Here is a 22,974-nt window from a genome sequence, read left to right on the forward strand (position 1 = left end):
ATACAAGGAACAAGATAAATGGAAACAGATGTGCTGGAGATTTTGCAGAACTTCCACTCTGATGGGCTTTTTGTTGCTCCCAACATACCCAGTAAGAAAGCTAAAAATGCCAGTGCATGTTATGGCATGCCTGCGTCAGTCAATATTTATGCCATAGTCGATTCTACGGTTTTTGGTTCTGCAAAAAATGGTCTGGCATTTACATCTGAAGGATTGTTTTGGAAAAATGACTGGACTACAACTTCTGCAAAAAACCAAATGTCGTGGGAAGAGTTGATAAACACCAGTCAAGAGCATGCCGTTGATGGTTCCGAGCTGTTGTTGGGGCAAGGCTGTGCTTTTGGTATGGCGGGTTCCGGGATGAAGCCCGCGGTTTTATTGACACTATTGGAAAGACTGACCCAAAAGATACAAGGCAATACAGGGACGACAGAAACTGCTGAAGTTTCGAATGTGGCACAAGCCAAGGTTACTCCGGTAGCAGATGCAAATGGTGAAGCTTCTGTCTGCAATACAGCTTCGGCGAGCGTTACTGCTGAAAATCTTCCCCCTGAAGGCGTTACAACCGAGAGTGTTACTCCGGCAGCAGATGCAAATGGTGGCGCTTCTATCACTAATACAGCGCCGGCGAGCGTCACTGCTGAAAGCGCTGCACCGGCAAGCCTTACGCCTGAAAAGCCGCAGCAGGAATCCAGTTCCAAGCCTGCTTTTGAAGGTAGCTATCAGCGGGAATACTTGGATATAGTTAACGCTGTGGCCAAGAGGCATCGTCTATCCCAGCAAATCCAAATCGCGCCGGCTATCAAAGTCCACAAAGTCAGAAAAGTCATTGAGATATCAGAGGGTAAAATCGAACCTTACGATATCCTGATGATTGTGGATAACACCTTTATGCAAACAACCAAAGATTTTCTGGTTGTGACTCCTCACGCCATTTGGGCTAAAGGTACGCTAAGAAAAGTAGAGAGCTTTTCCTTAAGTGAAATTCGTAGTATTCGCTGTGATAAAAAAACTCTGTTTATCAATGATTATGACTTCCAGTACTTGGATCAGTTTTCTGAAAACGAAGTTTTGATATTGACGAATATGCTCGAAGAGCTAGTGGTCGCATTGCGTAAGTCTGACTCCGTATCGGATACTGACGAGCAGCTTGAATTACCTGCTGCTTTGGATACTTTGTTATCCAACATATACGAAGTGGTATTGGATGATGTTGTTTCCGGCTTGAGGGACAAGGGATACCCCGAAAACAAACAGTTGGTTACTTCGATGGCGGAATGTTGTTTTAGTACCTTTTTCATTGTTGACTCCCACTTAAAATATCGGCATCAAGATACAGCTGAATTGGTGGGGCAATACTTACTCGCTCAAACATTGTCTGGCTTATTTGCGTTAATGAGCGTAGAGCGGTTATGGCACCGTACAGAAGTGAAATCCACCTATGTGATGATGCAATGTTCTGTGATCATTCGAACATGCCAGTACTTTGAAAGACAAGGAATAGCGTTACGGCCGAACCAAAACTGGTATTTGCAGCTTTTTCAAACTGTGATGGACGCCAATACCCTGGAACAAGGTGCAGAGTTAATTGACCAGGAGATGGGTAACCTCAGTGCCGATAGACAATTAGCCATTGATTGTGCCTTCAAGAGTGGTAAGGGGGTTAGGGAAATGTTGTGTGATGCTCTTTGACCGGTTTCAGCTGTTCTCAATAGGTGTGAGTCAAGCCTATATTAAAGTATGAAGCAGTGCATTTCAGTTTTATCCTAATGCGAAAAAGTGGTTACCAGTTAGGCGGTGGATTATTCGCCTCTTAACTGGTAGCACAGTATAAATAGACATGCCTATGTATAGCGTCGAGTTAAAGGTGGCGTCACTGCCAACAATAAAATGACGCATCCATTACTGAATGAGTCAAGACTCTAGCTGCCAGGGTACTCAATGCTAGATGCTTTTAATGATGAGTCATTGGCATCTAAGTCGATTTGGGCTCGTTCAGGTGATAAATGAATACAAAATTTAAAATTTCAGGCAGGGTAGGGCTATAAAAATGATAGTTGCCTATGTGGTATTTCTATTTGCCTGTTTTTCAAAAGTTTTTATGCTTTATTTTCCCCATTCCAAGGATTTAGCCAGCTAGGCCTCCTTCTGGAAATATTTGCCATTTCTCTCACAACAACTTGAATCCAATGCCAAAGCTGACTAGCTTTGTGTGATGCAATGGAAGGCGGGATAGTCTGGCTCGCCGGTATGCGGTAACAGATAGGGAGAGGCTGTTTATGTTCAATCGAGTGTTGAGTAGGGTGGGCTTGGGAGCGAGTTACTTTGGCGATAAGGCGGCCGTTAGTGCCAAGGGGGGTTGGGCTTATCTGCCTATCTACGCATCTATCTTGGTCTCTGTGAGTGTGCTTAGCGCCTGCAATTCGGATTCGCAAGAGGTGGTGCTCAATCCTGTCGACACGGCCAAGATGCAGCAGACGGTGGAACAACTGGCCAAGGAGATGCTGGTGCCTGGCGCTGTGGTCATTCTGCGAACGCCCAGGGGCGATTTTAAAACCGCCTATGGGGTAACCCGTTATGGCGGCAGTGAAGCGACCGACTTTGATCAGCATGTCAGGGTGGGCTCCAATACCAAGACATGGGTCGGTACCGTGATTTTGCAGATGGTGCAACAAGGGCGATTGCAACTGAATGACACTGTCTCTATGTTTCTCAACAATGTGCCAAACGGTGAGTCGATCACTATAGAGCATTTGCTTACGATGCGCAGCGGCCTGTTCAATTACACCACAACGCTCGAGTTGAATCAGACGCTTGATGAGCAGCCAACCAAGGTGTGGACTCAGAATGAGCTACTGGCAATGAGTTTTGCCCATAGGCCAGGTTTTGCCCCCGGCAGCGCATTTGAATACTCCAATACCAATACCGTCTTGCTGGGACTGATTGCCGAGCAAATCGATGCCAAGCCGCTGGCGGCTGTGATGCAGCAGAGGTTGTTTGCTCCCTTGGGGCTTGAGCGGACTCTGTTTCCCGATATCCATTCGAATACTCTTCCCACGCCCTTGGCACGGGGCTATATGTATGGCACCAATGTGTTGACTATGGATCCACCCTATATGCTGCCGGAAAAGATGCAACAAGAAGCCCGAGCGGGCATTCTGGCACCCATAGATCAAACCGAGGCCAATCCTTCCTGGGGCTGGGCGGCCGGCGCCGGGATCTCCACTGCCAATGAGTTGGCAACCTGGGTAGAGGCTTTGGTTGCCGGAGAACTGCTGAATGCCGATTGGCAGCGAAGGCGTCTGGATAGTGTCAGGCCGATAGATCCCGAGAATCCCAACACTGCCTATTACGGCTTGGGGATCGCCAAGTTTGGCAACCTCTATGGGCATACAGGTGAGCTGCCCGGCTATAACTCTTTTATGGGGCATGATCCTGTTAACAAGGTGACTCTGGTGGTTTGGACTAACCTGGCACCGGCTGTGGATGGCAAAGATCCGGCTACCACCATAGCGGCGGCCCTAATTAACATGCTCTATATTCAATCCAGTTAGCGTTAAACCCGCGCCGGGGAAGGAGAGTCTCCCCGGCAAACCTCCTGATTGGCCTCTTCCAATTTGCGCCATAAAGCCATCGCCTGGCATGGTTTTATGCCTTGCAGTTTTCTGTGCTCCCCTTGGGTAGCGGTGCTGCGCATTTTGGTAATGATTTGTTCTTAATACAAAATATCTCTATCATTGCCGCTCGGCTGTTGGTTGGAAACGTTTAGAAGGGAATCCATGAAAGAACTTGTCAGGGAAAACAAGCGGCCGGACTTCAGGCTGTTGCAAAGCTTTGTTGTTCGTAGTTTGGTGGGCGCTATGTTCGCCTACTATCTGGTGTATCTCGCCAATGAGCCTTTTGAGCATCAGTTGGCCTATATCGCCGTGTGCGTCCTGTTGTCGCTGCTGATGGACTATTTAACAGCCAGAAGCAAAGGCGCGTTGGAGGTCAAACTGGTTGAAGGCAAGTTAGTCTTGCTTGGGGTCATCATAGAGATAGCCCAGATAGAACAGGTACTTTACTGCCAGAGCAAGCGCTTTGAACACCAACTGAGGTTTCGTTTCAAGGATCACACCTATCAGGACTTTGAGCTATCCGAGCCGTCATTGATAGCCGATTTGCAACTCTACTATTTTTTGCTGGATAACCAATTGCCGGTGAAAATGCTGGACAATGCCGAGCGCCTCAACTGAAGCGCCGGCACCTGCCTTGGCTGCACCCTATATCAAGCCTATTACCCGTGTGAAGGGTATTATTCAGGTGAGCGCCATTATCCGGATATCGCTTCAACCGGGTCGAAAACCGCTCCGGGCTGATCGGCATCAAGCCTGATATTCATCATCAGTGACTTTTTCCATCCAGATGGCAGCCGGTGCTGTCTCCGATGCTTCGGCTACGGCCACATGGCTCATGGCCCTGTCTTGGCTGGCCCCGTGCCAGTGCTTTTCGTTGGCTGCAACCCATACGGTATCACCGGCTTCAATCATTTGTTTCGGCTCACCGGCTTTTTGGATCCAACCCCTTCCCTCCGTGACATACAAGAGTTGCCCGGCGCCGTGGGCATGCCAGGCGGTGCGGGCACCGGGCTCGAAGGTGACCAGTGCGGCACCGATACGCGATGGGCTGCCGGGTTCAAAGTGATTATCGATTCTTACCCGACCGGAGAAGGTGGCTTCCGGGCCCTGAAGGGATTGGCTGGCGGCATTTTTGATGATTTTCATGATCTGTTCCTGTGTAGATGAGGACTTGCATTCGATCTTAGCCGCGCAGATTATGTAATTTAAACGATATATCAGTATTGGCTTTATATTTGAGATTCATATATGAGACGGGAAGAGCTGGGGGATTTATAGGTGTTTCAGGCGGTAGTTGAAGAGGGCAGCTTTACTCGCGCCGCGGCCAGGTTGGGGACATCACAATCCTCTGTCAGCCATAACATAAGGCGCCTGGAGCAGCGCCTCAATGTACAACTGTTGAATCGAACCACCCGCAGCGTGGCTGCCACTGAGGCTGGGCAGCAGTTGCTGCAGACCCTAAGGCCTGCCTTTGGTCAGATAGCCGAGCAGTTGGAGCGACTCAACAGTTTCAGGCAGGAAATCAGTGGCCACATTCGGCTTACCGCCACCAAGTTTGCCGCTGAGTCGATATTGCTGCCGGTGGTTAATCGCTTACTGGCGCAGCATCCACAGCTACAAATCGAGGTTTCTGTGGATCAACAACTGCTTGATTTGGCCGCTCAAGGTTTTGATGCCGGGGTACGATTGGGCGAGCAGGTGGCCAAAGACATGGTTGCCGTGAGTATCAGCCCGGATCTGCGTATGCTGGTGGCGGGTTCGCCGGATTACTTTTCCCGCCATGCAAAGCCGGATATCCCCCAGGACTTGACTGGGCATAACTGCATTAATCTACGTCTTCCCACTTCGGGCGGCTTGTATGTGTGGGAGTTTGCCAAAGAGGGCCGCGAGCTGAATGTGCGGGTAAGCGGCCAGCTTATCTGCAATGAACCGGATTTGGTGACCAAGGCGGCAATAGCCGGTGCCGGGCTCTGTTTTCAACCTGAGGATGCGTTGGCGCCGGCGATAGCTGCCGGTGAACTGCTCCCGGTGTTGGAAGATTGGTGCCCGCGGTTTGCCGGTTATCACCTCTATTTTCCGAGTGGGCGTCAGCACTCGTCCGCCTTTAGATTACTGATTGATGCGCTCAAGTATTCAGGCGCTTAATTGAACCGTTACTGTATTGACTTGTAAACCAGAGCGTTGTTTTATAAGGCGAATTCTGGCGACGCCTCATTGCTGATTGGCCGGGATTACTGTGTCGGCAATCATCTGCCTGAGCCATTTGTGGGCCGAATCCTGGTTGAAATGTTTGTGCCACAACAACACGTATGCGCCTGGCACCAGATCTATCGGCACTTCCAGCGTCGCCAGCTCAACATGTTGCAGCGCCTGGGCCGCATATTTGGCAGGTGCGCATAGTAGCAATTCGCTGTGACGGCACAGCTCAATTGCAGTAGGAAAGTCAGTGATGTTAGCGCGGATCCGTCGGGTCTTGTGATTGAGTGCCAGTACATCATCCAGCAGCCAATGTTCGATACCGCCAAAGGCTACCTGCAGATGCTCGAAGCTGAGAAAACGCTCCAGGTTCCAGTCGCCCTCAAGCGCAGGATGATCCGGCGGCAGCAGACAGATGGGCTTGTCGCGGGTCAGCTCCAGATACTCGAGTTCATCCGGTAGGCTATTGATATGCATTAGCGAGCGCGGATCCCACTCGCGGCAGCCTATGGCAAAGTCCAGCTCGCAGCGCAGCAGCTGCTCCATGGTGCCCGGGTGCCAGGTCTTGCAGTTGATATCCAGCCCGGGAGCCTGGCGCAGCAAGGAAGGCATAAAATGCGGCAGGGTGAGGGAGTAGGCGGTTTCCACCAAGTGCATACGAAACTGACGTTCACTGGCGGCGGGGTCAAACTTGTCCGGTAGCGTCAACCGCTCGGCCAATCTGAGCCATTGCTGCAGCTCTGGCCCCAGAGCCAGCGCTCTGGGAGTGGGCTTGAGACCAAAGGCGCTACGTTCAAACAGCGGGTCATTGAACAACTCCCGCAGGCGGTTGAGCTGCTTACTGACGGCCGATTGACTCAGGTGCAACCGCCTGGCCGCGCCGGTAACGCTTTGTTCTTCCAGCAGGACTTCCAATACCGGAAGCAGGTTGAGATCGACTTTCATTATTATCCTGGCCGCAGAGTAGAAGCTTAAGGGAAGGCGCTAATAGGTCCTGGTAACGCTCTGGCTTGCACTATAGGACTTGTTTGCACCTTCTCAAGTCTAACAGTTTGATCTGCCTGTCCAAAGAACAAAAGGCTGCTATTCTGGCCAGGGAGAGAGTCATCAAAGGAGTGGGATTATGCTGAGTAAATGGGGCTGGCGACTGTTGCAATTGAGCCGCAAACTCTGGATGCGCACTGTGCTGTTTGCGATTCTGGCGGTGGTTACCGCATTGCTGGCGATAGTGGTGCAGGGGGTTATTCCCCCTTCGCTGTCGGGCATGATAGGTGCAGATGCGGTGGATAAGCTGCTCAATATCCTCGCCTCCAGCATGTTGGCCGTGACCACCTTTTCCCTGAGTGTGATGATTTCAGCCTATGGCGCAGCCACCAGCAATATTTCCCCCAGAGCCACCAAACTGTTGATGGAAGACTCCACTGCCCAGCAGGCGCTGGCCACCTTTGTCGGCTCCTTTGTTTTCAGCATAGTGGGCATTATCGCCCTCAGTACCGGTGTTTATGGCGAAGAGGGGCGGGTGGTACTGTTTCTGGTGACTGTGGCAGTGGTGGTATTGATAGTGGCCACCATTCTGGTTTGGATCAATCATCTGTCCAAGCTAGGCCGGGTAGGGGAAACCACAGACAGAATTGAAAAGGCGGCCGGAGCGGCTATCCAGCGGCGCTGTGAGCATCCTTGGCTGGATGGGCAGCGCCTGGCATCAGAGGAGGAGATTCCCAAAGGGGCTTTAGCTCTCTATCCGGCCGACACAGGCTATGTGCAGCATGTGGATCTCGGCAGCATCAATCAATGGGCCGAAGATTACGGCGCCGAAGCCTATATCACGTCATTGCCAGGTGCCTTTGTCCATCAGGGACGGCCACTGCTGTGGTTGAGTTTTCAGGCCGAGGATGGCGGTGTCGATGACGCTCAGTTGCAGCCACTGCACAAGGCTTTTACCGTGGCTAATGAACGTTCTTTCGATCAAGACCCTCGCTTTGGGTTATCGGTATTGGCCGAAGTGGCATCGAGGGCCTTGTCGGCGGCGGTGAATGATCCTGGCACAGCGATAGATGTGATTGGCCGCGGAGTTAGATTGATAGCCAAATGGCAGGTGACCGATGAGCAGAATCTGCCGGCGCCGGAGGCTATTCCCTATCCCAGAGTTTGGATGCTGCCGATACGTCTTGAAGAACTGTTCGATGACTTCTTTATGCCGATCGCCCGGGATGGTGCGGCGCTGGTGGAAATTCATATTCGGCTGCAAAAAGCCTTTCAAGCCTTGTCCAACCGGGCAGAGTTTGCCGAGGTGTGTCGTAAACACTCTGAGCTGGCGCTGGCAAGAGCCGAGCAGGCACTGACGTTTGAGCCAGATGTTACACTGCTTCGGAAGCTTGCCGCCGAGCTACAGCAAAGGCCCGGCAACGGATAGCTGGCGTAGGGCTAAGCTTGCGGCTATGCTAATCGCGGACTTTTTATCAGGGAAAGATAATGAAACCTTCAAATCTATTACTTGTTGCCTCATTAGCATTGGCGGCGCCGCTGCAGGCCGCTGAAGATCCTGCCGTAGCCGAAGCTATTGAGGCCGGGTTACAGCATTACCGTAAGGGGGAATTGAGCCAGGCCAGTTCCCAGCTGGATTATGCATCAGCCCTTATCCGGCAGCAGCGGGCCGGGGAAGTGGTGGGGGTATTTCCAGAGCCATTACCTGGCTGGCAAGCAGATGAACCTGCAAGTGAAAGTGGTGGCATGATGTTGGGGGGCGGCATCAATGCCAGCCGCCACTATTATAAAGAAGACAGTGCGCGGTTGGAGATAGAGTTGGTGCTTGATTCTCCTTTGTTGCAGTCTGTGATGGCCATGCTGACCAATCCTTCAATGATTGCCATGAGCGGCGGCAAGCTGGTCAAGGTTCAGGGGCATAACGCCATGCTGAGCACAGAGTCCGGTGAGCCTGAGTTGACTGTGATAGTCAATGGCAATGCCATGTTTACCCTCTCGGGTGAAGGGGTTAAGGTCAGTGAATTACAGGCGTTTGCCAATGCTCTGCAACTGGATAAGCTCTAAGCTTTGGTGTTTTTGAATGCTGAAGTATCGGCTTGATAGGGCTCCGGCGCTTTAAGCAACACGGAGCTCTTGTTTTACAGGGAGATATCCGGGGGTGTTTGGGAGCGAGTGTTCCTCAGCGCAGTAACTGCTGGTAGAGCCAGGACTTGAGTTCGGCGCGGCGCAATGTCAGTTGGCTGAAACGTTCTTCTGCCGTGGGCACACAGTTTTCTTCCAGACCGCGGATCTCAAGATCGAGAGCCTGATACTCTGCCGCCAATTCACTAAAGTGCGGATCGTTTTCCTTGAGTTGATGGATTTTCTGTTTGTACTCCGGAAACTCCAGGATCAGCGCATGATTTTCGCCCAACATAAGCTATCTCCTCCAATGGTGTCTGGTCGACGCAGGCTTAAGCCTTGATTCCTACTCTACCCAGTGACGCCTTGTCTGTCATCCAGAGAAAGCCGACAACTGACGCTAATCCCTGTCTTGGCTATACCGATTAACCACAATGCCGGACACGGCAAAACTGAGCTGACAGAGCTGTAGTTGGATTGCATCCCTGTATAACTGCCGCTTTAGCTTCCTTGGCTTGTAGCGGAAAGTGTGTTGTTGACTAAAAGCATTGCTAACTATGGCCTCTTTTTTGAAGTCGAAGGAATTTAAGTTTCCTGCATACATATGGCATCTATCGATACAAATGGCATAATATTCAATAAGTTAAGGCGTAAACTTCAGTGGGAAAGATGTTTGGTCAACAATATCTAATTAACGGAGGCAGAGCTTGCCAAGGTGCAGCAATGGGCAGATGAATTTTGCGGACGTTAATCAAGGTATTAAGGAGTCAGTTATGGGTAATGCCGTTAAGTTGGGCGATATAGGGACAGATCATGATGGGTTTCCACCCACGCCGGTGATTTCGGCCTCTTCCACGGTCAAGGTGGATGGTATTCCGCTGGCGCTTCAGGGCGATTCATTGACCCCCCACGACAAGCCCAAACATCCGCCGCACCCTCGTACCATTGCCGCGGGTTCGGGCAGTGTTTTTATCGATGGGAAACCCGCCGCCAGAACCGGCGATGCGGTTGACTGCGGCGGTATTCTGGTGGGCGGTGGTACTGTGAATATCGGTTGAGAACAGAGGAGAAAAGCCCTTTTGGCTAGCTCGTTGCATTGCCCTTCTGTATGATGTCGACCTTAAAAACCCATTCAGTTTCATAGAGGTATTGAAATGGAAGTCAATCAAGAGTCAAGTCAGCGTCGGGGCGCCAAAAAGATCAGATTCGATAATCAGGAGTTGGTGAAAACCAGTTTTTGGGTCAGCCAGATTTTTATGATTATCGCCACGGTTGCCGGGGTTTATTTGGCGGCGCAGGAAGGTCTGTCACAGGCGATTAAGTTTGATAGCCTGACCAATATGCAGAACAATTATCATCTGCAGCACTCTCTCTATGAGGAGCTGAAAGACAATGTCAAAGTCATGACAGAGTACACTGAGCTTATCGAGAAAGAAAAACCTTATAATATCAAAGAATATCATCCAGTTATGGCAGACTTCATCTGGGAAAATATGAAGTACTCGGCCTATACCCTGGAAACCCCCAGTGATATTCTCTCCGGTGCGCGCCGTTTCTATATGGGTTCTGCTGATATTGTCGGCAAGATAGAACGTAAGTTTTATGGACCCAGCTTTGGCTCCAAACAGCTGCGAACCCTGATTGAAGAGGTGGAAACCCACACCTTACCTAAGTTAGAGCAGAGCTATAAAAAGATGGCTGATGAGCTCAAGCGCGCCGGGATCGACGTTAACTGACAACTCAGGTTGTTACTTGGGAATTGGCCGACGGATAACCAGGTTTTTCTGACTCACAATGACAGGTTAAATACCATCATCGGGAGTTGCTATGGAAAGGAAATCTGAGTCGGTATCAAACGGTCGTAAAATTCATTTTGACAATAGTGAGCTGGTTAAAACCAGCTTCTGGGTGAGCCAACTGTTTATGGTGCTGGCAACGGTTCTGGGCGTTTATTTGGCGGCGCAGCAAGGGCTGTCACAGGCGATTAAGTTTGACTCTCTGGTTAATACCCAGAATAACTATCATCTGCAGCGAGCCTTGTATGATGAAGTGCGGGATAACTTGCAGACGCTGGAAGCCTATATGGCGGACATAGATAAACAGAGACCGCTGGACTTGAAGTCATTGCATCCCCAGCTCAGTGATTTTGTTTGGCAAAACATGTATTACTCGGCCAATGCGCTGGAAACACCGGCTGAGATCCTGACCGCTATCCGCAGGTTCAGAATTGAATCTGCCCAGCTGATTGAAAAAATGGAAAAGCAAGAGTTGAGCCGTGGTGTCGGTACAACCAGGTTAAGAGCCTTGGTAGGGAAGATTTCGGCCGACACTTTGCCTAAGCTGCAACTGAATTTTCAGCGTATGGAGCTTGAGTTGCAACGTAGTGGCGTGGATGTGAATATCACAGAGGAATAATCCATGAATTTAAAATGTCCCGGGTGTTACAGCGAATCGATGCGCACCTTCGAACTATACGGTGAGCAGGTGGACAGCTGCAATCACTGTGAAGGCATTTGGTTTGATAATGGCGAGCTTAACGGCGCGCTGTCAACTGCTGACAATGGCAATGATCATGTACGCATTGAAGAGTCGCTCGGGCCTCATCTTGGGCTTTCCAAGCGGCACTGCATGCACTGTGAAGAACAGATGCACAGATACCATCTGATGGACGGCTATCAGATAGAGCTGGATGTCTGCCACAGTTGCAATGGCGTCTGGGTCGATAAAGACGAAAGGAATAAAGTGGTGCAGTCCCCAAGGTTGCAGGGACTGTTGGCGGAGTTGAATGGCAAGATCAGTGTCAAAACCTGGCTGTTTCAGTTTCTGTCGCAAATGCCGGTGGAGTTTAATCTCAAGACTCGCTCACAACCCGCCATCACCTATCTGCTGCTGGCGCTCAACATCATGATTTTTGCCGCTTATGGCACAGACTTGGATATAACTGATACCGTATTTGCCAACTTTGCCCTGCGGGCCGATGAGGTGTTGCACGGCAGTCATGTTTGGACCCTGTTCAGCCATATGTTCCTTCACGGTGATTTGATCCACCTGGCGGGCAATATGTACTTCCTTTATGTGGTTGGCGACAACCTAGAAGACGCCTTGGGGCGCATGAGATTCCTTGGGCTTTATCTGCTTTGTGGCCTGGCGGCTGCGGCGGTGCAGATTATTGCCGATCCCGGCTCCAATATCCCTATGGTGGGGGCCAGTGGCGCCATTGCCGGTCTGTTCGGTATGTATCTATTGTGGTTCCGCCATGCCAGCTTGACCTTTATGTTTGTTATCTACCAGAAGAAGTTGTCGCCTATGGCTTTCTTTGCCATCTGGCTGGTATTCAACCTGGTTGGTTTGATGATGGCCGGTGAAGGCGTGGCCTATTGGGCTCATATAGGTGGCTTTATTATGGGACTTATCCTGGGATTTGGCCTCAAATCCAGAGTGATGCAGCAAAACCCCTTGCTGGCGATGCTTAATGAGCCAGAGGTGAAGATCCGTCGCTGAGTGTCAGTTAGGTTGGCTGGTAAGGTGCGAACAAGTCACATGTGTGCTCTGCGTCGACTTATAGGCCTGGATGCAAGGCGTGGTTTGCAGCAAATGGCCAATTCCTTTGCAAGAAGCACTTCCCCTAAACCCCGGTCAGTTTTCTGAGCGGGGTTTATTTTTTACCGCTGAAAAATATTGTGCTTTTTTCCAAGGCGGTGTTATTGTCGGCAAACGGGTGTTTTGAGACTTGGATCACAGATGAGTCGAATCGAGAGATGGTTTGCATTATTGCTGGTCAGTATTTTGCTGACAGGCACTCTTGCTGCTATCCCCAAGGCCCATTCTCAGCAGGTTTCTCTGGTACCGGTTTCAGCCTCAATACCTCTGGCAGTGCAGGGGGATAATTCCCAAGACCTGTTCCTCAAGACGCTGACAGATTCTCAGGAGCCGCCGCTTCTGAAACAGAAATCTACTCATCTGGCGCCTTCGGCCGAGTTGGTACTGCGTCTGCCGTCGCTGGAGTCATTGCAATCCCATGCACTGCATGTATTTCCTCAGGCACAGACCCGCGCACCGCCATTTGCCCTCATTTGAAAACCGTCTTTCGGGTTCGCACTAATGTGAAGCCCGGCAACCCAGTTTCCAAGTGAGGTAACAACATGAAAACACTTCATCCTTTTGCGATTGCCAGCAACGACAGGCTGCAAGCCTCTGCTTTAGCCAATCAACTCAACCCTTATGACAATGCCTTAGAGGCCATGATGGACTTCAGCCATAGTGCGCGTATGGTCATCAGTGCCGATATGCCGGCGCCTGATGCCTCAGCCCTGATGCAGAGTGAACACAGCGCATTGCATTTTGTCATTAACGCCCGTCATCAAATGCTGGGCATTATCACCCAGGAGTTGTTGGCACCGGACAATCTGCTCAAGCTTGTCGACAAGGCTCATCAACCTTCCTCCTGGACGGTATTTGATTTGATGCTGCCAAGGGAGCAACTGCAGGCGCTGGCCTATGATGAGGTTGCCAGCGCCAGTGTCGCCGATGTACTGCAGAGCCTGCGTCATAGCCGCGATAACTATTTTGCTGTGGTCGATACCCAAACCCATCAGATCCGCGGGTTGTTGAGCCTGGCCGATATCAGTCACCGTTTGAATGTCGGCCAGTTGAGGGAAGACAAGGGCGGCAATCTGTTGAATATTCTGCGGCAGATAAACACCAGTCATGGCCTGGTTCAGCAGATGGCCTGATTTCGGTCCTGTTGCCAATATTGTGATTGATAAAGGCTCGGCAGATTGAGCGCGCCGGGCCTGTTACTGCAGTTCCCACCACTCCCAGCTTTCCAGTTGATAGGCTTCGGCCAGTTCCAGCGCCTTGGCATGAGCTGCTTTTGCCCCAAGGCTGTCGCCTTCAGCAGCCAGTGCCAGGCTTAGTTGTTGCTGCCAATCGGCTTGGGTAGTACCCACTTTTGAGGTCATCAGCAAGAGTTCCTTGGCCAGCTTAAACTCGCCCCGGTTGTTGAGCACTTTGGCAAAGCCGGCACTCAGCTCTGCAAGATCCTCTGGAAACTGCTTTTTGGCCAGGGCGAGCACTTCGGCCATCTTTGATTTCTGCTCACTGTAATAGAGGTACTTTCCCAAGGTGTAGGCCTGCAGCCAGTCGAAATGAAAGCCGCTCCAAAGTGTTTTCTTGGCCTCAAAGTGTGCCAGTACCGCTTCGTAATCCCCAAGCTGCAGCAAGGGGCCAACATCGGTAAAGTAACCTGGCGTCAGGCTTTCCAGCCCGGCAAGCAGCGCCGGCATAGCGGTGCTGTAGTGTGTTTCTGAGGGAAAGAAGCGGTAGTCGAAATGCCATTCGGGCGCCTGCTCATGAAGCAGCTTTCTGAATTCATCCACCCCCATGCCTTGTTCGTTGGCCAGAGAGAGAAAAAGCCTGGGGTAGGCCGATGTCTGCCTAGGCTGTTTCAGCCAAGGAGCGGTCCGCTCAAGCAGCGCCATGTTGTCGTACCAGATGCTGGGACTCATGGCGAGAAAGGCACTGAAAGGACTCTTGGATTGCAGCATCATCTGCAGGCTCAGCAAGCCACCCAGAGAATAACCGGCAAGGGCGTTGTGGCCCGAGGTGCGGTAATGTTTGTCGATATAGGGCACGAGTTCCTGTTGCAGGTGGGCGAGCATTTTGTCGCTGCCGCCAAAGTCTGCGCCCTCAGCCGATGGCCAGGTGGTGGAGTAGAGGTAGTCTTTCTGCCCCTGCATGGCGATACCCACTACTATCATGGGCGGTATCTTGCCCATTCTGGCGAGGTTGTTGACCGCAGCAGAGACATGGCGGAACTGGAAGTCGGCATCGACGATATAGAGCACGGGATAACGGCGATCACTGTCTTGGGTGGCATGGTAGCGTTCCGGCAAGGACAGCATCCAGCGCCGCTCACTTTGGTAGACCTTGGATGCCAGGGTATCACTGTAGCCATAGAGCAAAGGCTCTGGCTTGGCCTGGGCGACTGAACTTAAAAGAAGTACCGGCATTAAAACCAGCAGCGGCAGCCTGAGTTTCATGGTTCATCCTTGTTTGTTTTTTAATCTTGTACCTGAATAAACTCCTGGAGGAAAGCGGTTATAGGCACGACCACTGGCAAAGGCAAGCACAAGATGAAAGAAGAGGGAGCCATCAGGCTCCCTCTGTTACACAAGTTGTTGCTGCCATAGGTGACTTAGAGTGATTTCAAAACCTTCTCGGTAGTTTTCATAAATCTGTGTTAACTCAATCATATACGCCAGGAAGGATATTCAAATGACAAACCTACTTTTGACATGGGAGTGGCGACTTTGCAGCACAAGCGAGCAAATTTTGCTTTATACACATCTTGCGCTGGTTCATTTGCAAGCCGTTATCACTTTGGGGGCAATATCCACAATTTGCATCAGATAGGCGGTTTTACTTGGGTATAAAGTCTCCCTAACTTATTGGATATACAGATTTTTTGATATGTTAAAGGCCACCCTGGGGTGGCCTTTAAATTGTTGGCGAATAGAGTGTTTTGTCGCTATAGCGTCTGATTTCAGCGGCGGCGTCTGCTGACTGCAGCGACACCGGCAAAGGCCAGGAACAACCAACCCAGGCTGCCGCCTTCATCTTGCTTGGCATCTTTTTCGGTAGCCAGGAAATTGATCAGATCGGTCAGTTCGCCCAGAGTGCGAATTTCTCCCAGGTTAACCATATATTTGTCGTTTACCACGAAGCTTGGCACGCTCTGAATGGCAAATTCATTCTGCTGTTTACGCCACAGGGCGATGACATCATTGATTTTCTTGCTGTCGGCCAAGGCATCATACTGGCTGACATCCACGCCGTTGGCGGCAAACAATTGCTTGATATCGTCGCGGCTATTGATGGCAGAGGTGTGCTTGTGTCCAGGGGCGGAATGGTCATGGCCATGGGCCCCTTCCTCGCCCTGAATGGCGGCAAACATGGGGTGAGTCAACTTCTCTGTCGCACCCAGCTCCTGCATGATGGCCAGAGACTTCATCACCTCAGTGCCCAGATCGCTGTTCATAAAGTCGACATGCTTGTTGTCAAAGCTGACTTCTTTATTGAGACCGGCCTTGATGTCCGGCAGATACTGGGTTTCCATGCTGAAGCAGTTATGACAGTAGAAAGAGAAGAACTCGGTGAGCTTGGGTTCTTCACTGCCTTTCTTGGCTATCTGGGTATAGTGTTTACCTTCGATAAAGTCGGCGGCGTTGGCGGCCAGCGGGATCAGGGTAAGTGCCATTGCGGCAACCAGTGGCTTGAGCAAAATAATCTCCTCAGAATTGACCGGGCGCAGCGCCCTTTGCTGTCAGGTTAGTGTGACTGGCTTAATTATGACTTAAGCGTCGGTGCCTTTGGCGGTCATTTCTGTGAGCGAGGCTAAGCTTTGGCGCTTTGCCTGGTTATTCAACCTCGCAGGGCTTGCCAGGCTTCGCAGATCTGTCTGAACTTGGCGGCATCACCACCTTGCCTGTCCGGGTGCCACTTTAGCGCCAGTTTACGCCACTGGCGACGGATCTCCTTGTCACTGGCGTCGGCTTCCAGTTCCAATACCCGCAGCGCCTCTCGCTGGGCAAAACGGCCGCGTCGTACGCCAATATAATCCTGATAACTGTTCCAGAAGGACTCCAGCATCTCACGAACGACATTGACGCAGGTGTCATAGTTGTTCCAGTCGAGGTAGTAGTCTCTAAGCGCTGAGTCATCCTGTTGTAGTTGCAGCACATTGGCCGGTGGGATCCGCAGCAATATGATATCCATGGCTTCTACCTGCAGCCATTGGCCCGGCAGCAGTATGTGTTGCAGTTCATAGAGGGCATTCATCAGCAGAAAGTTGCGTTTGAACAGATCTTTCTCGGGCAGAGGATCCAAGTCGTGCATCAGTCCCTGCTGCTGTAATTCGGTGGCGAGGTGATGCACCTTCCAGGAGCGGTTACTGCGTTTGAGCAAACCGAGAATTGGCCAGATAAGCGGGTTATCGCCCTTGAGTCGGGTCGGCTTGACTTCAGTAACGTCGGCCTGGTTCAGCGCGGGTTTGGCAAGCAGCATGGTAGCAATCATTCATCCTGAACTGACGATAAAATCTACTATGCCACAGGTGTCCGTGGGTGCAAGGTGAAAATAATGGAACCCGGCGTGGAGCCGGGTTCTGAAAGAAAAGCAGGGAAGGAGACCTCGCTTAAATTTTGGTAAACAGCTCTTCCTGAGGCAGGCGAGACTTGGGCAGCTTGGCGTTGAAGTCTGACTCGTCATGGTAGCCAAGGGCCACAACCACGCTGGCCGTCAGGCCTTGTTCTCTCAAACCCAGAACCTGATTGAGTTTGCTGGCATCGAAGCCTTCAATAGGAGTGGCATCTATGTCCAATACGCTGGCGCCCAGCAGCAGAGTACCCAGCGCCAGATAGGTTTGTTTTTCCATCCAGTGCTGCAGGTCCTTAAGTTCGAACTTGTGCATATTGGTGAAGAAAGAGCGGCCGTTGTGTTGGCCTTGTTTGGCGTTTTCGTCGGCGAAGCGGCCATCGGCCTCTTCCTGCTCAAGCAGACGCAGCAGATGGGCTTCGTCCATGTTGTTGCGGGTACAGAGCACAATCACGTGGGAAGCGTTGAGGATCTTTGGCGTGTTGAAGCCATAGTCTGCGGTAGACTCGGCAATTTTGGCTTTGCCTTCATCTGTCGCGGCCAGTACAAAGTGCCATGGCTGGGAGTTCACCGAGGAGGGGCTGAACTGCAGCAGACTCTGCAGATCTTCAATTTTATCCTGGGGGATCTTCTTGTTGGGATCAAAAGCCTTGGTGGTATAGCGCTTTTTGGCAAGGTATGTCAGATCTGTCATGTCACTGCTCCGGACAAATGAGGCTGAAATTGTTTTGGCATTCTACGATCTCTGTTGCGCTTTACAACAGTGTTTCTGCTGCAAGCTATATCAAAAATAAATTGAAAGTACGCTGGTGGGAACCACTAATTGGTGTCAGTGGGGTTGCTTTTGCATTTATATTGAGTCTTAAATTGCGTTTGCCGTGCTGGTTGGCTAATATATGGACAGGTTTATGGCGGAGCAGCAAAGATGAATACCCTAGAGAAAGCCAATGCAGCCGAGGTATTGTTCAAGGCGTTTTCCAATGCTTGCAGCGAGTTACAACTTACCCAGGCCGAGGCCAGCCGTATCATAGGCGTAAATCCCAGCACCTTGAGCCGTAACAGCGGCAAGGGGTTTAAACCCGATTCCAAGCAGGGGGAGTTGCAGTTGCAACTTATCCGCCTGTATCGCTCGCTGTATGCCATAGCGGGTGGTGAAAAAGCCTTTATGCGTCACTGGCTCAACAGTCCCAACAAGGCGCTGAATGGAACCCCCAAGACTTTATTGCAAACCGTGGTTGGTCTGGTGAGTGTTAACCAATATCTGGATGCTATGAGAGGCAAGGTCTGACAGCCATAACCGGCGACAGGAGACAAACAACTGAAAATGGATTTTAGTGCGTTAGAGCCGCAGGACTTTTTTCCTCGCCACTACTTTGGCCGCGGTTATCGCCTGGTCGAGTCCCAGGAAGAAGCCGCCACCCTGAGTCTGGTGGATGATTTTGACGAACAGATGCTGCTTGAATCCCTGCTCGATGAGGTTAAACCGCCTTACCGAAGCGGGACTGAGCACTTGCATTATCTGCTCAAGACCCCGTTTCGTTATCCGCCGCTGCGCCATGGTTCGCGCTTTGGCAGTATCACAATGGAAAGCTTCTTTTATGCCAGTGAATCCTGGCAGACCTGTTTGGCCGAAGTCGCCTATTATCGTTTTGTCTTTATGGCCGATATGTTGGAGCCTTATCTGGAGCCGCTGCGCTCTGAGCATATGTTGTACTCTGTGGATATCAATGCCCGCGATTGTGCTGACTTGACGCTATTGCAGGGGCCGGAATTGCAGCAGCAACTGACTCACAAATCGAGCTATGCCTATACCCAGGCTTTGGGGGCCTGGTTGCTGCAACAGCAGGCACAGATGATCCGCTACACGTCGGCCAGAGCTGAAAAGGGCGTCAATTTGGCGCTGCACGATCCTTTGGTGTTGCTATCAACCGAGCCGCAGGAGTGTGAATATTGGCTCTGTCAAAGCTCCGCAGACAAGGTTGCTTTCAGTCGTCGTAATAGCCGCAGCATGCCATTGACCTGGTTTTTAAAAGACTTTTTGCGGGACGGGCAGTTGCCGCGTCCCGCCTGAGAACAGAAATTACTTCAGGATTGGGTGGTGATAAACAGCGGGTTGGAATAGAACCAGAGATCGCCGTAGTTACGCTCATTGATGTCGTTGTACCATTGCTGCACCTGCTCCCCTTCAGCCTGAGGCAGTACCTTTGAACGCAGAGGTGTGCCCTTGTTGGTCAAGCCGTTGACGTTGTAATCCAGGTTAGTACCACGCAGGCGGAAATACTGCTTACCATCGGCGATAAAGCTGAAGCTCATGTTGTAGAAACCATCGCTGTCTTTTTGCCAGTCAGCCTGGGTGAATGACTTAATCACCCGGGTGCTGTCGTTGGTTTCCTTTTGCCAGGCAGCCGTTCCCGGCTTGGCTCGCTCACCGATATCACCGGCAATCAAATCGATATGATGTACTCCAGGATTAATGCCAGCGTAGTGTTCATTGCCGATATCGCTTTCCTTGTTATTTAGCTCAGGGCTGCGGAACCTGATATTGATAGTGACCTTGTCGCCGGCCTTGGCGCTCAAGGTTTGTCCCATAGTGATGGTTTGCTCACCGCTATTCATCTGGAAATCCAGCCCGTCGATGAGATCGCCAAATACCGCAAAGCTGTTCCCCGAGCGTAGCCCTTCAAGCAGTGCCTGGGTACCTTCACCCTCAACCCAGGTGTAATTCTTGGCATATTCGCCGGGATAATAACTGCTGGCGTAGGGTGGCCTGGTCTTGAAGTGAATATCCGAGTTACCCATGTTCCAAATCCTGCGCCCTTCTCCCAGTAGCGCATCCCACCAACCGCCGACTTCGGCAACGACGGGATCGACACCGCCGTAAACACCGCTCGAGCTGTCACCATAGTCACCGCGGTTGCCACTGAACTGGCCGCCAACCATACCTTCCACCAGGAAGAAGACCTCAGGCGCGGCATCATGAAGCTCCCTGACTTCGGCTATGGTGTAGCTGTCGAGATAGCGTCTGGGATGATTGAGCATGCCGTAGCTCTGTTTGGGAAAATGTTGCTGTAGCCAGGCAAGCGCCGCTACGGCATCTGCATGGGTTTGATTCTGACGCTTGACGCCGGCGGCCTCCCAGGCGGCGAGATCTTCGGCTGTGAAATCCTCCGGCTCATTCTTGGCGCTGAAGCTGTATTCGAAGGTTTTAATCGCATCCAGAGTCTGCTGTTCATCGGCCAGGATGGCGATATTGAAGTGCTCGTGAGTCGGCATATCCCACTCAAAGCCGGAGTAAACCAACTTGCCCGGGTAGTTGGGCATCAGGCTGGCGAGTCCGGGTTTTTCGTAGCGGGTGAGGGCATCATAGAAGAGAATGCCGCCTAGGTCGTTATCGTCATTGTCCTGGCTGTTGTTGCGCATATGGTTGGTCAGGCTCATATAATCCAGGCCAAAGTCCTCGAAGCCCCACTTGAGAATATCGGCCTGGGTCTCTCTGGCATCCTGGGAAACCGCGGTGTGAACATGAAGATCGCCTTTGAGCCAGCGACCCGTTACCGGCTCCGGAGTTTGAGTGTCGTTATCTGAGTTACAGCCGGCCAGCAGGGCCAGAGACAGCAGTGACAATGCTGCGACTTGATGGGATTGACGCAAGAATAACCTCTCTATATTGGGCGTTTGGGAAAGCACCCAACATAGAGAGAAACGATGGCAGATTTATGGCACTTTTGTACTAAAAAGTTACCTTGTGATCAGCGCAGCACCTTGGCAAGGAAACCTTGAGTTCGGGGATTTTGCGGCGCGTTAAAAATCTGCTCCGGTGTGCCCGCTTCCTGGATCACTCCTTCATCCATGAAGATCACCCTGTCAGACACCTCGCGGGCAAACCCCATTTCGTGAGTGACTATCACCATGGTCATGCCGTCGCGAGCCAGAGATTGCATTACGTCCAGCACATCGCCGACCATTTCCGGATCCAGCGCCGAGGTAGGTTCGTCAAATAGCATCAGCTCCGGAGACATGGTTAGGGCTCTGGCAATGGCCACCCTCTGCTTCTGGCCGCCGGACAGGCTGGATGGATAGGCATCTTTCTTATCTGCCAGACCAACCTTAGCCAGCAATCCCAAAGCCTTGGCTTCGGCCTCGGCCAAACTCATCAATCCCAGCTTGACCGGTGCCAGCGTTAGGTTGGCCAATACCGTCTTGTGGGGAAACAGGTTAAAGTGCTGAAATACCATGCCCACTTTCTGCCTGAGCTTGTCGACACAGGCGCCAGGCGCCGTTATCGATTCACCGGCTATTCGTATTTCGCCTTCAGTCGGTTGCTCCAAAAGGTTGATACAACGCAGAAAAGTGCTCTTGCCACTACCACTTGGGCCTATGATGCTGACCACTTCTCCCTTGGCGATATGCTGATCTATGCCCTTGAGTACTTCCAGTTTGCCGTAGGACTTATGCAGGTTGGTTATCTCAATCACTTTGTTTCAGCCTCGCTTCAAACTTACCCAACAGCCAGGTGAAGCTGTAGGTCAATAACAAATAGATAAGGGCACAAGTCAGCAGCGGCACCACATCTTCGAAGGTTCGGCTGCGGATGATTTCACCGGCGCGCATCAGATCCACGCCACCGATAAAGCCGATGACGGCGGTTTCTTTCAAGAGCACGATAAATTCATTGCCGAGCGCCGGCAGAATATTCTTGATTGCCTGCGGTAACACGACTTCACGCATGGTCAGTGAATGGCTCATCCCTAAAGAGCGAGCGGCCTCGGCCTGGCCCTTGTCGACCGCCTGGATACCGGCGCGGATGATCTCACTGATGTAGGCGCCGCTGTTGAGGCCAAAGGCGATGATGGCGGCGGTCACCTTGTCGACATCCATGGCGGCCAACACGATAAAGTAGAGGATCACCAGTTGCACTACTACAGGAGTACCGCGGATCACCCCGACATACAGCTTGGCCGGCCAGCGCAGATACCAGCGCTCGGACATGCCCATCAAGGTGGTGAGCACCCCGAGAATGGCGCCGAGGATCATGGCGAAGAAGGTCACAGTCAAGGTGACCTTGAGGCCGTTTAGGATCAGCAAAATACCGATCATGCCGTCTTCCCCTATGGGGGTAAACAGCGAAGAGATTATTGCATCCATCTAAGACTACTTCTGATATTTTTCAAGGAGTTGTTGGTATTCGCCTGAGCTTTGTAGCCGTACCAGTGTGGCATTGATCTGGCTGAGCAGTTCGGGTTGATTTTTGGCAACTGCAATACCGTAAAACTCGGGGGAGAAATCGATATCCAACTGTTTGAGAGTGGGGTTCTTGGCCAGATAAGTGGCTGCCGGTTGGCTGTCGAACAGTACCAGGTCTACCTTGTGGTTTTTTAGCTCCATAAAGGCTTCAAAACCCGTATTGAAAGCTACGACTTCGGCCTTGAGTTCCTTGGCCATGATGTCGCCGGTAGAGCCCAACTGCACCGCAATCTTCTTGCCGGCAAGATCAGCCGGAGTGTTGAATACCTGGCTGTCCTGATTGACTATCACCACTTGGGTGGCTTCATAGTATGGCGTAGAGAAGTTGACACTCTTTTGCCGCTCATCCGTGATTGTCATACCAGAGGCGATAAAATCGATTTTGCCTGAGTTCAGCGCCACTATCAGAGAGTCGAACTTGAGGTTTTCTACCTTGAGGGTTTTACCTGCATCGGCGGCAATCGCCTTGGCAATGTCGATATCCAGCCCTTTTACCTCATCACCATTGGCGCCCCCCATGTATTCAAATGGTGGGAAAGCGGCATTGGTGCCGACGACCAGTACATCTTGATCTTTACCGCAGCCGGTCAACAGCAAGGCCGTGATAGTGGCCATAAGCAGGGATTTTTTCATCTTGGAGATACTCTTGAGGAACCGT

25 protein-coding genes are annotated in these 22,974 nt (G+C 51.5%); 14 read left to right on the forward strand and 11 right to left on the reverse strand.

Going from position 1 to position 22,974, the window contains the following annotated elements; all coding sequences use genetic code 11:
- Positions 1-18 precede the first annotated feature (18 nt).
- The 3 genes from AYI96_RS20375 to AYI96_RS02930 all read left to right on the forward strand — a co-directional run bounded on the left by AYI96_RS20375 (position 19) and on the right by AYI96_RS02930 (position 4,235).
- Positions 19-1,692 carry a hypothetical protein gene (locus AYI96_RS20375; RefSeq protein WP_222116195.1) on the forward strand — a complete coding sequence of 558 codons (1,674 nt, stop codon included), beginning with the start codon at positions 19-21 and terminating at the stop codon, positions 1,690-1,692.
- A gap of 587 nt (positions 1,693-2,279) precedes the next feature.
- Positions 2,280-3,554 carry a serine hydrolase domain-containing protein gene (locus AYI96_RS02925; RefSeq protein WP_144360970.1) on the forward strand — a complete coding sequence of 425 codons (1,275 nt, stop codon included), beginning with the start codon at positions 2,280-2,282 and terminating at the stop codon, positions 3,552-3,554.
- A 225-nt stretch (positions 3,555-3,779) separates the two neighbouring features.
- Positions 3,780-4,235: a hypothetical protein gene (locus tag AYI96_RS02930; RefSeq protein ID WP_144360971.1), complete on the forward strand. Its 456-nt coding sequence runs from the start codon at positions 3,780-3,782 to the stop codon at positions 4,233-4,235.
- 129 nt (positions 4,236-4,364) lie between these two features.
- Here the strand turns inward: AYI96_RS02930 and AYI96_RS02935 are convergent, their stop codons facing one another.
- Positions 4,365-4,763 carry a cupin domain-containing protein gene (locus AYI96_RS02935; RefSeq protein WP_071237074.1) on the reverse strand — a complete coding sequence of 133 codons (399 nt, stop codon included), beginning with the start codon at positions 4,761-4,763 and terminating at the stop codon, positions 4,365-4,367.
- A gap of 132 nt (positions 4,764-4,895) precedes the next feature.
- Between AYI96_RS02935 and AYI96_RS02940 the strand changes: the two genes are divergently transcribed.
- Positions 4,896-5,762, forward strand: coding sequence for a LysR family transcriptional regulator (locus AYI96_RS02940; RefSeq protein WP_222116196.1), 867 nt, complete (start codon positions 4,896-4,898; stop codon positions 5,760-5,762).
- A gap of 66 nt (positions 5,763-5,828) precedes the next feature.
- Here the strand turns inward: AYI96_RS02940 and AYI96_RS02945 are convergent, their stop codons facing one another.
- The gene (locus AYI96_RS02945) at positions 5,829-6,764 is read right to left on the reverse strand and encodes a LysR family transcriptional regulator (RefSeq protein ID WP_144360972.1); all 936 of its coding nucleotides are present in this window, start codon (positions 6,762-6,764) and stop codon (positions 5,829-5,831) included.
- A gap of 172 nt (positions 6,765-6,936) precedes the next feature.
- Between AYI96_RS02945 and AYI96_RS02950 the strand changes: the two genes are divergently transcribed.
- Both AYI96_RS02950 and AYI96_RS02955 read left to right on the forward strand, forming a co-directional pair.
- Entirely contained in the window at positions 6,937-8,226 is a 1,290-nt protein-coding gene (locus AYI96_RS02950) for a DUF2254 domain-containing protein (protein ID WP_144360973.1), read from the forward strand.
- A gap of 59 nt (positions 8,227-8,285) precedes the next feature.
- A complete protein-coding gene (locus tag AYI96_RS02955; RefSeq protein ID WP_071476940.1) occupies positions 8,286-8,861 on the forward strand; it encodes a hypothetical protein in 576 nt (191 codons plus the stop codon).
- A gap of 115 nt (positions 8,862-8,976) precedes the next feature.
- Here AYI96_RS02955 and AYI96_RS02960 read toward each other — a convergent pair whose 3' ends face one another.
- On the reverse strand, positions 8,977-9,213 hold the full coding sequence (locus AYI96_RS02960) for a YdcH family protein (RefSeq protein WP_039035791.1): 237 nt from the start codon (positions 9,211-9,213) through the stop codon (positions 8,977-8,979).
- Between the two features lie 478 nt (positions 9,214-9,691).
- Between AYI96_RS02960 and AYI96_RS02965 the strand changes: the two genes are divergently transcribed.
- The 6 genes from AYI96_RS02965 to AYI96_RS02990 all read left to right on the forward strand — a co-directional run bounded on the left by AYI96_RS02965 (position 9,692) and on the right by AYI96_RS02990 (position 13,651).
- Positions 9,692-9,976 carry a type VI secretion system PAAR protein gene (locus AYI96_RS02965; RefSeq protein ID WP_144360974.1) on the forward strand — a complete coding sequence of 95 codons (285 nt, stop codon included), beginning with the start codon at positions 9,692-9,694 and terminating at the stop codon, positions 9,974-9,976.
- Positions 9,977-10,072: 96 nt separating this feature from the next.
- Positions 10,073-10,654 (forward strand): hypothetical protein, encoded by a 582-nt coding sequence (locus AYI96_RS02970; RefSeq protein ID WP_039035794.1) that lies wholly within the window; start codon positions 10,073-10,075, stop codon positions 10,652-10,654.
- Positions 10,655-10,745: 91 nt separating this feature from the next.
- Positions 10,746-11,333: a hypothetical protein gene (locus tag AYI96_RS02975; protein ID WP_039035795.1), complete on the forward strand. Its 588-nt coding sequence runs from the start codon at positions 10,746-10,748 to the stop codon at positions 11,331-11,333.
- Between the two features lie 3 nt (positions 11,334-11,336).
- On the forward strand, positions 11,337-12,419 hold the full coding sequence (locus AYI96_RS02980; protein WP_071477148.1) for a rhomboid family intramembrane serine protease: 1,083 nt from the start codon (positions 11,337-11,339) through the stop codon (positions 12,417-12,419).
- 240 nt (positions 12,420-12,659) lie between these two features.
- Positions 12,660-12,995 (forward strand): hypothetical protein, encoded by a 336-nt coding sequence (locus AYI96_RS02985; protein ID WP_071477149.1) that lies wholly within the window; start codon positions 12,660-12,662, stop codon positions 12,993-12,995.
- 65 nt (positions 12,996-13,060) lie between these two features.
- Complete coding sequence (locus AYI96_RS02990; protein ID WP_039035798.1) at positions 13,061-13,651, forward strand: CBS domain-containing protein; 591 nt, start codon at positions 13,061-13,063, stop codon at positions 13,649-13,651.
- A gap of 63 nt (positions 13,652-13,714) precedes the next feature.
- Here the strand turns inward: AYI96_RS02990 and AYI96_RS02995 are convergent, their stop codons facing one another.
- The 4 genes from AYI96_RS02995 to AYI96_RS03010 all read right to left on the reverse strand — a co-directional run bounded on the left by AYI96_RS02995 (position 13,715) and on the right by AYI96_RS03010 (position 17,766).
- Positions 13,715-14,959: an alpha/beta hydrolase gene (locus tag AYI96_RS02995; RefSeq protein ID WP_039035799.1), complete on the reverse strand. Its 1,245-nt coding sequence runs from the start codon at positions 14,957-14,959 to the stop codon at positions 13,715-13,717.
- A 503-nt stretch (positions 14,960-15,462) separates the two neighbouring features.
- Positions 15,463-16,200, reverse strand: a complete 738-nt coding sequence (locus tag AYI96_RS03000) for a DsbA family protein (protein ID WP_039035800.1) — start codon at positions 16,198-16,200, stop codon at positions 15,463-15,465.
- A 140-nt stretch (positions 16,201-16,340) separates the two neighbouring features.
- Positions 16,341-16,982, reverse strand: a complete 642-nt coding sequence (locus AYI96_RS03005; RefSeq protein WP_039035818.1) for a DNA-J related domain-containing protein — start codon at positions 16,980-16,982, stop codon at positions 16,341-16,343.
- A 130-nt stretch (positions 16,983-17,112) separates the two neighbouring features.
- On the reverse strand, positions 17,113-17,766 hold the full coding sequence (locus AYI96_RS03010) for an oxygen-insensitive NAD(P)H-dependent nitroreductase NfsB (RefSeq protein WP_039035801.1): 654 nt from the start codon (positions 17,764-17,766) through the stop codon (positions 17,113-17,115).
- 231 nt (positions 17,767-17,997) lie between these two features.
- Here AYI96_RS03010 and AYI96_RS03015 point away from each other — a divergent pair, with 231 nt between their 5' ends.
- The gene (locus AYI96_RS03015; RefSeq protein WP_025011540.1) at positions 17,998-18,360 is read left to right on the forward strand and encodes an MbcA/ParS/Xre antitoxin family protein; all 363 of its coding nucleotides are present in this window, start codon (positions 17,998-18,000) and stop codon (positions 18,358-18,360) included.
- A 36-nt stretch (positions 18,361-18,396) separates the two neighbouring features.
- Positions 18,397-19,143 carry an RES family NAD+ phosphorylase gene (locus tag AYI96_RS03020; RefSeq protein WP_052248263.1) on the forward strand — a complete coding sequence of 249 codons (747 nt, stop codon included), beginning with the start codon at positions 18,397-18,399 and terminating at the stop codon, positions 19,141-19,143.
- 14 nt (positions 19,144-19,157) lie between these two features.
- On the opposite strand, the gene AYI96_RS03025 is transcribed toward AYI96_RS03020, so the two are convergent.
- The 4 genes from AYI96_RS03025 to AYI96_RS03040 all read right to left on the reverse strand — a co-directional run bounded on the left by AYI96_RS03025 (position 19,158) and on the right by AYI96_RS03040 (position 22,949).
- Positions 19,158-20,723, reverse strand: coding sequence for a hypothetical protein (locus tag AYI96_RS03025; RefSeq protein ID WP_144360975.1), 1,566 nt, complete (start codon positions 20,721-20,723; stop codon positions 19,158-19,160).
- A gap of 98 nt (positions 20,724-20,821) precedes the next feature.
- The gene (locus AYI96_RS03030; protein ID WP_039035803.1) at positions 20,822-21,547 is read right to left on the reverse strand and encodes an amino acid ABC transporter ATP-binding protein; all 726 of its coding nucleotides are present in this window, start codon (positions 21,545-21,547) and stop codon (positions 20,822-20,824) included.
- Entirely contained in the window at positions 21,540-22,217 is a 678-nt protein-coding gene (locus AYI96_RS03035) for an amino acid ABC transporter permease (RefSeq protein WP_025011537.1), read from the reverse strand. Before AYI96_RS03035 ends, AYI96_RS03030 begins: the two co-directional genes overlap by 8 nt.
- A gap of 6 nt (positions 22,218-22,223) precedes the next feature.
- Positions 22,224-22,949 carry a basic amino acid ABC transporter substrate-binding protein gene (locus tag AYI96_RS03040; RefSeq protein WP_039035804.1) on the reverse strand — a complete coding sequence of 242 codons (726 nt, stop codon included), beginning with the start codon at positions 22,947-22,949 and terminating at the stop codon, positions 22,224-22,226.
- Positions 22,950-22,974: the final 25 nt, after the last annotated feature.

It is taken from the genome of Shewanella sp. MSW (assembly GCF_007636515.1).
GTDB lineage: Bacteria > Pseudomonadota > Gammaproteobacteria > Enterobacterales > Shewanellaceae > Shewanella > Shewanella indica.

Bases quoted from the DNA above. Each gene is read 5' to 3' on its own strand.
- AYI96_RS20375 (WP_222116195.1), top strand. From the start codon at position 19: ATGGAAACAGATGTGCTGGAGATTTTGCAGAACTTCCACTCTGATGGG.
- AYI96_RS02985 (WP_071477149.1), top strand. From the start codon at position 12,660: ATGAGTCGAATCGAGAGATGGTTTGCATTATTGCTGGTCAGTATTTTG.
- AYI96_RS02965 (WP_144360974.1), top strand. From the start codon at position 9,692: ATGGGTAATGCCGTTAAGTTGGGCGATATAGGGACAGATCATGATGGG.
- AYI96_RS03040 (WP_039035804.1), bottom strand. From the start codon at position 22,949: ATGAAAAAATCCCTGCTTATGGCCACTATCACGGCCTTGCTGTTGACC.
- AYI96_RS03015 (WP_025011540.1), top strand. From the start codon at position 17,998: ATGAATACCCTAGAGAAAGCCAATGCAGCCGAGGTATTGTTCAAGGCG.
- AYI96_RS03005 (WP_039035818.1), bottom strand. From the start codon at position 16,982: ATGCTGCTTGCCAAACCCGCGCTGAACCAGGCCGACGTTACTGAAGTC.
- AYI96_RS02950 (WP_144360973.1), top strand. From the start codon at position 6,937: ATGCTGAGTAAATGGGGCTGGCGACTGTTGCAATTGAGCCGCAAACTC.
- AYI96_RS02960 (WP_039035791.1), bottom strand. From the start codon at position 9,213: ATGTTGGGCGAAAATCATGCGCTGATCCTGGAGTTTCCGGAGTACAAA.
- AYI96_RS02975 (WP_039035795.1), top strand. From the start codon at position 10,746: ATGGAAAGGAAATCTGAGTCGGTATCAAACGGTCGTAAAATTCATTTT.
- AYI96_RS02980 (WP_071477148.1), top strand. From the start codon at position 11,337: ATGAATTTAAAATGTCCCGGGTGTTACAGCGAATCGATGCGCACCTTC.
- AYI96_RS03035 (WP_025011537.1), bottom strand. From the start codon at position 22,217: ATGGATGCAATAATCTCTTCGCTGTTTACCCCCATAGGGGAAGACGGC.
- AYI96_RS03010 (WP_039035801.1), bottom strand. From the start codon at position 17,766: ATGACAGATCTGACATACCTTGCCAAAAAGCGCTATACCACCAAGGCT.
- AYI96_RS03020 (WP_052248263.1), top strand. From the start codon at position 18,397: ATGGATTTTAGTGCGTTAGAGCCGCAGGACTTTTTTCCTCGCCACTAC.
- AYI96_RS02930 (WP_144360971.1), top strand. From the start codon at position 3,780: ATGAAAGAACTTGTCAGGGAAAACAAGCGGCCGGACTTCAGGCTGTTG.
- AYI96_RS02935 (WP_071237074.1), bottom strand. From the start codon at position 4,763: ATGAAAATCATCAAAAATGCCGCCAGCCAATCCCTTCAGGGCCCGGAA.
- AYI96_RS02925 (WP_144360970.1), top strand. From the start codon at position 2,280: ATGTTCAATCGAGTGTTGAGTAGGGTGGGCTTGGGAGCGAGTTACTTT.
- AYI96_RS02995 (WP_039035799.1), bottom strand. From the start codon at position 14,959: ATGAAACTCAGGCTGCCGCTGCTGGTTTTAATGCCGGTACTTCTTTTA.
- AYI96_RS02955 (WP_071476940.1), top strand. From the start codon at position 8,286: ATGAAACCTTCAAATCTATTACTTGTTGCCTCATTAGCATTGGCGGCG.
- AYI96_RS02970 (WP_039035794.1), top strand. From the start codon at position 10,073: ATGGAAGTCAATCAAGAGTCAAGTCAGCGTCGGGGCGCCAAAAAGATC.
- AYI96_RS02990 (WP_039035798.1), top strand. From the start codon at position 13,061: ATGAAAACACTTCATCCTTTTGCGATTGCCAGCAACGACAGGCTGCAA.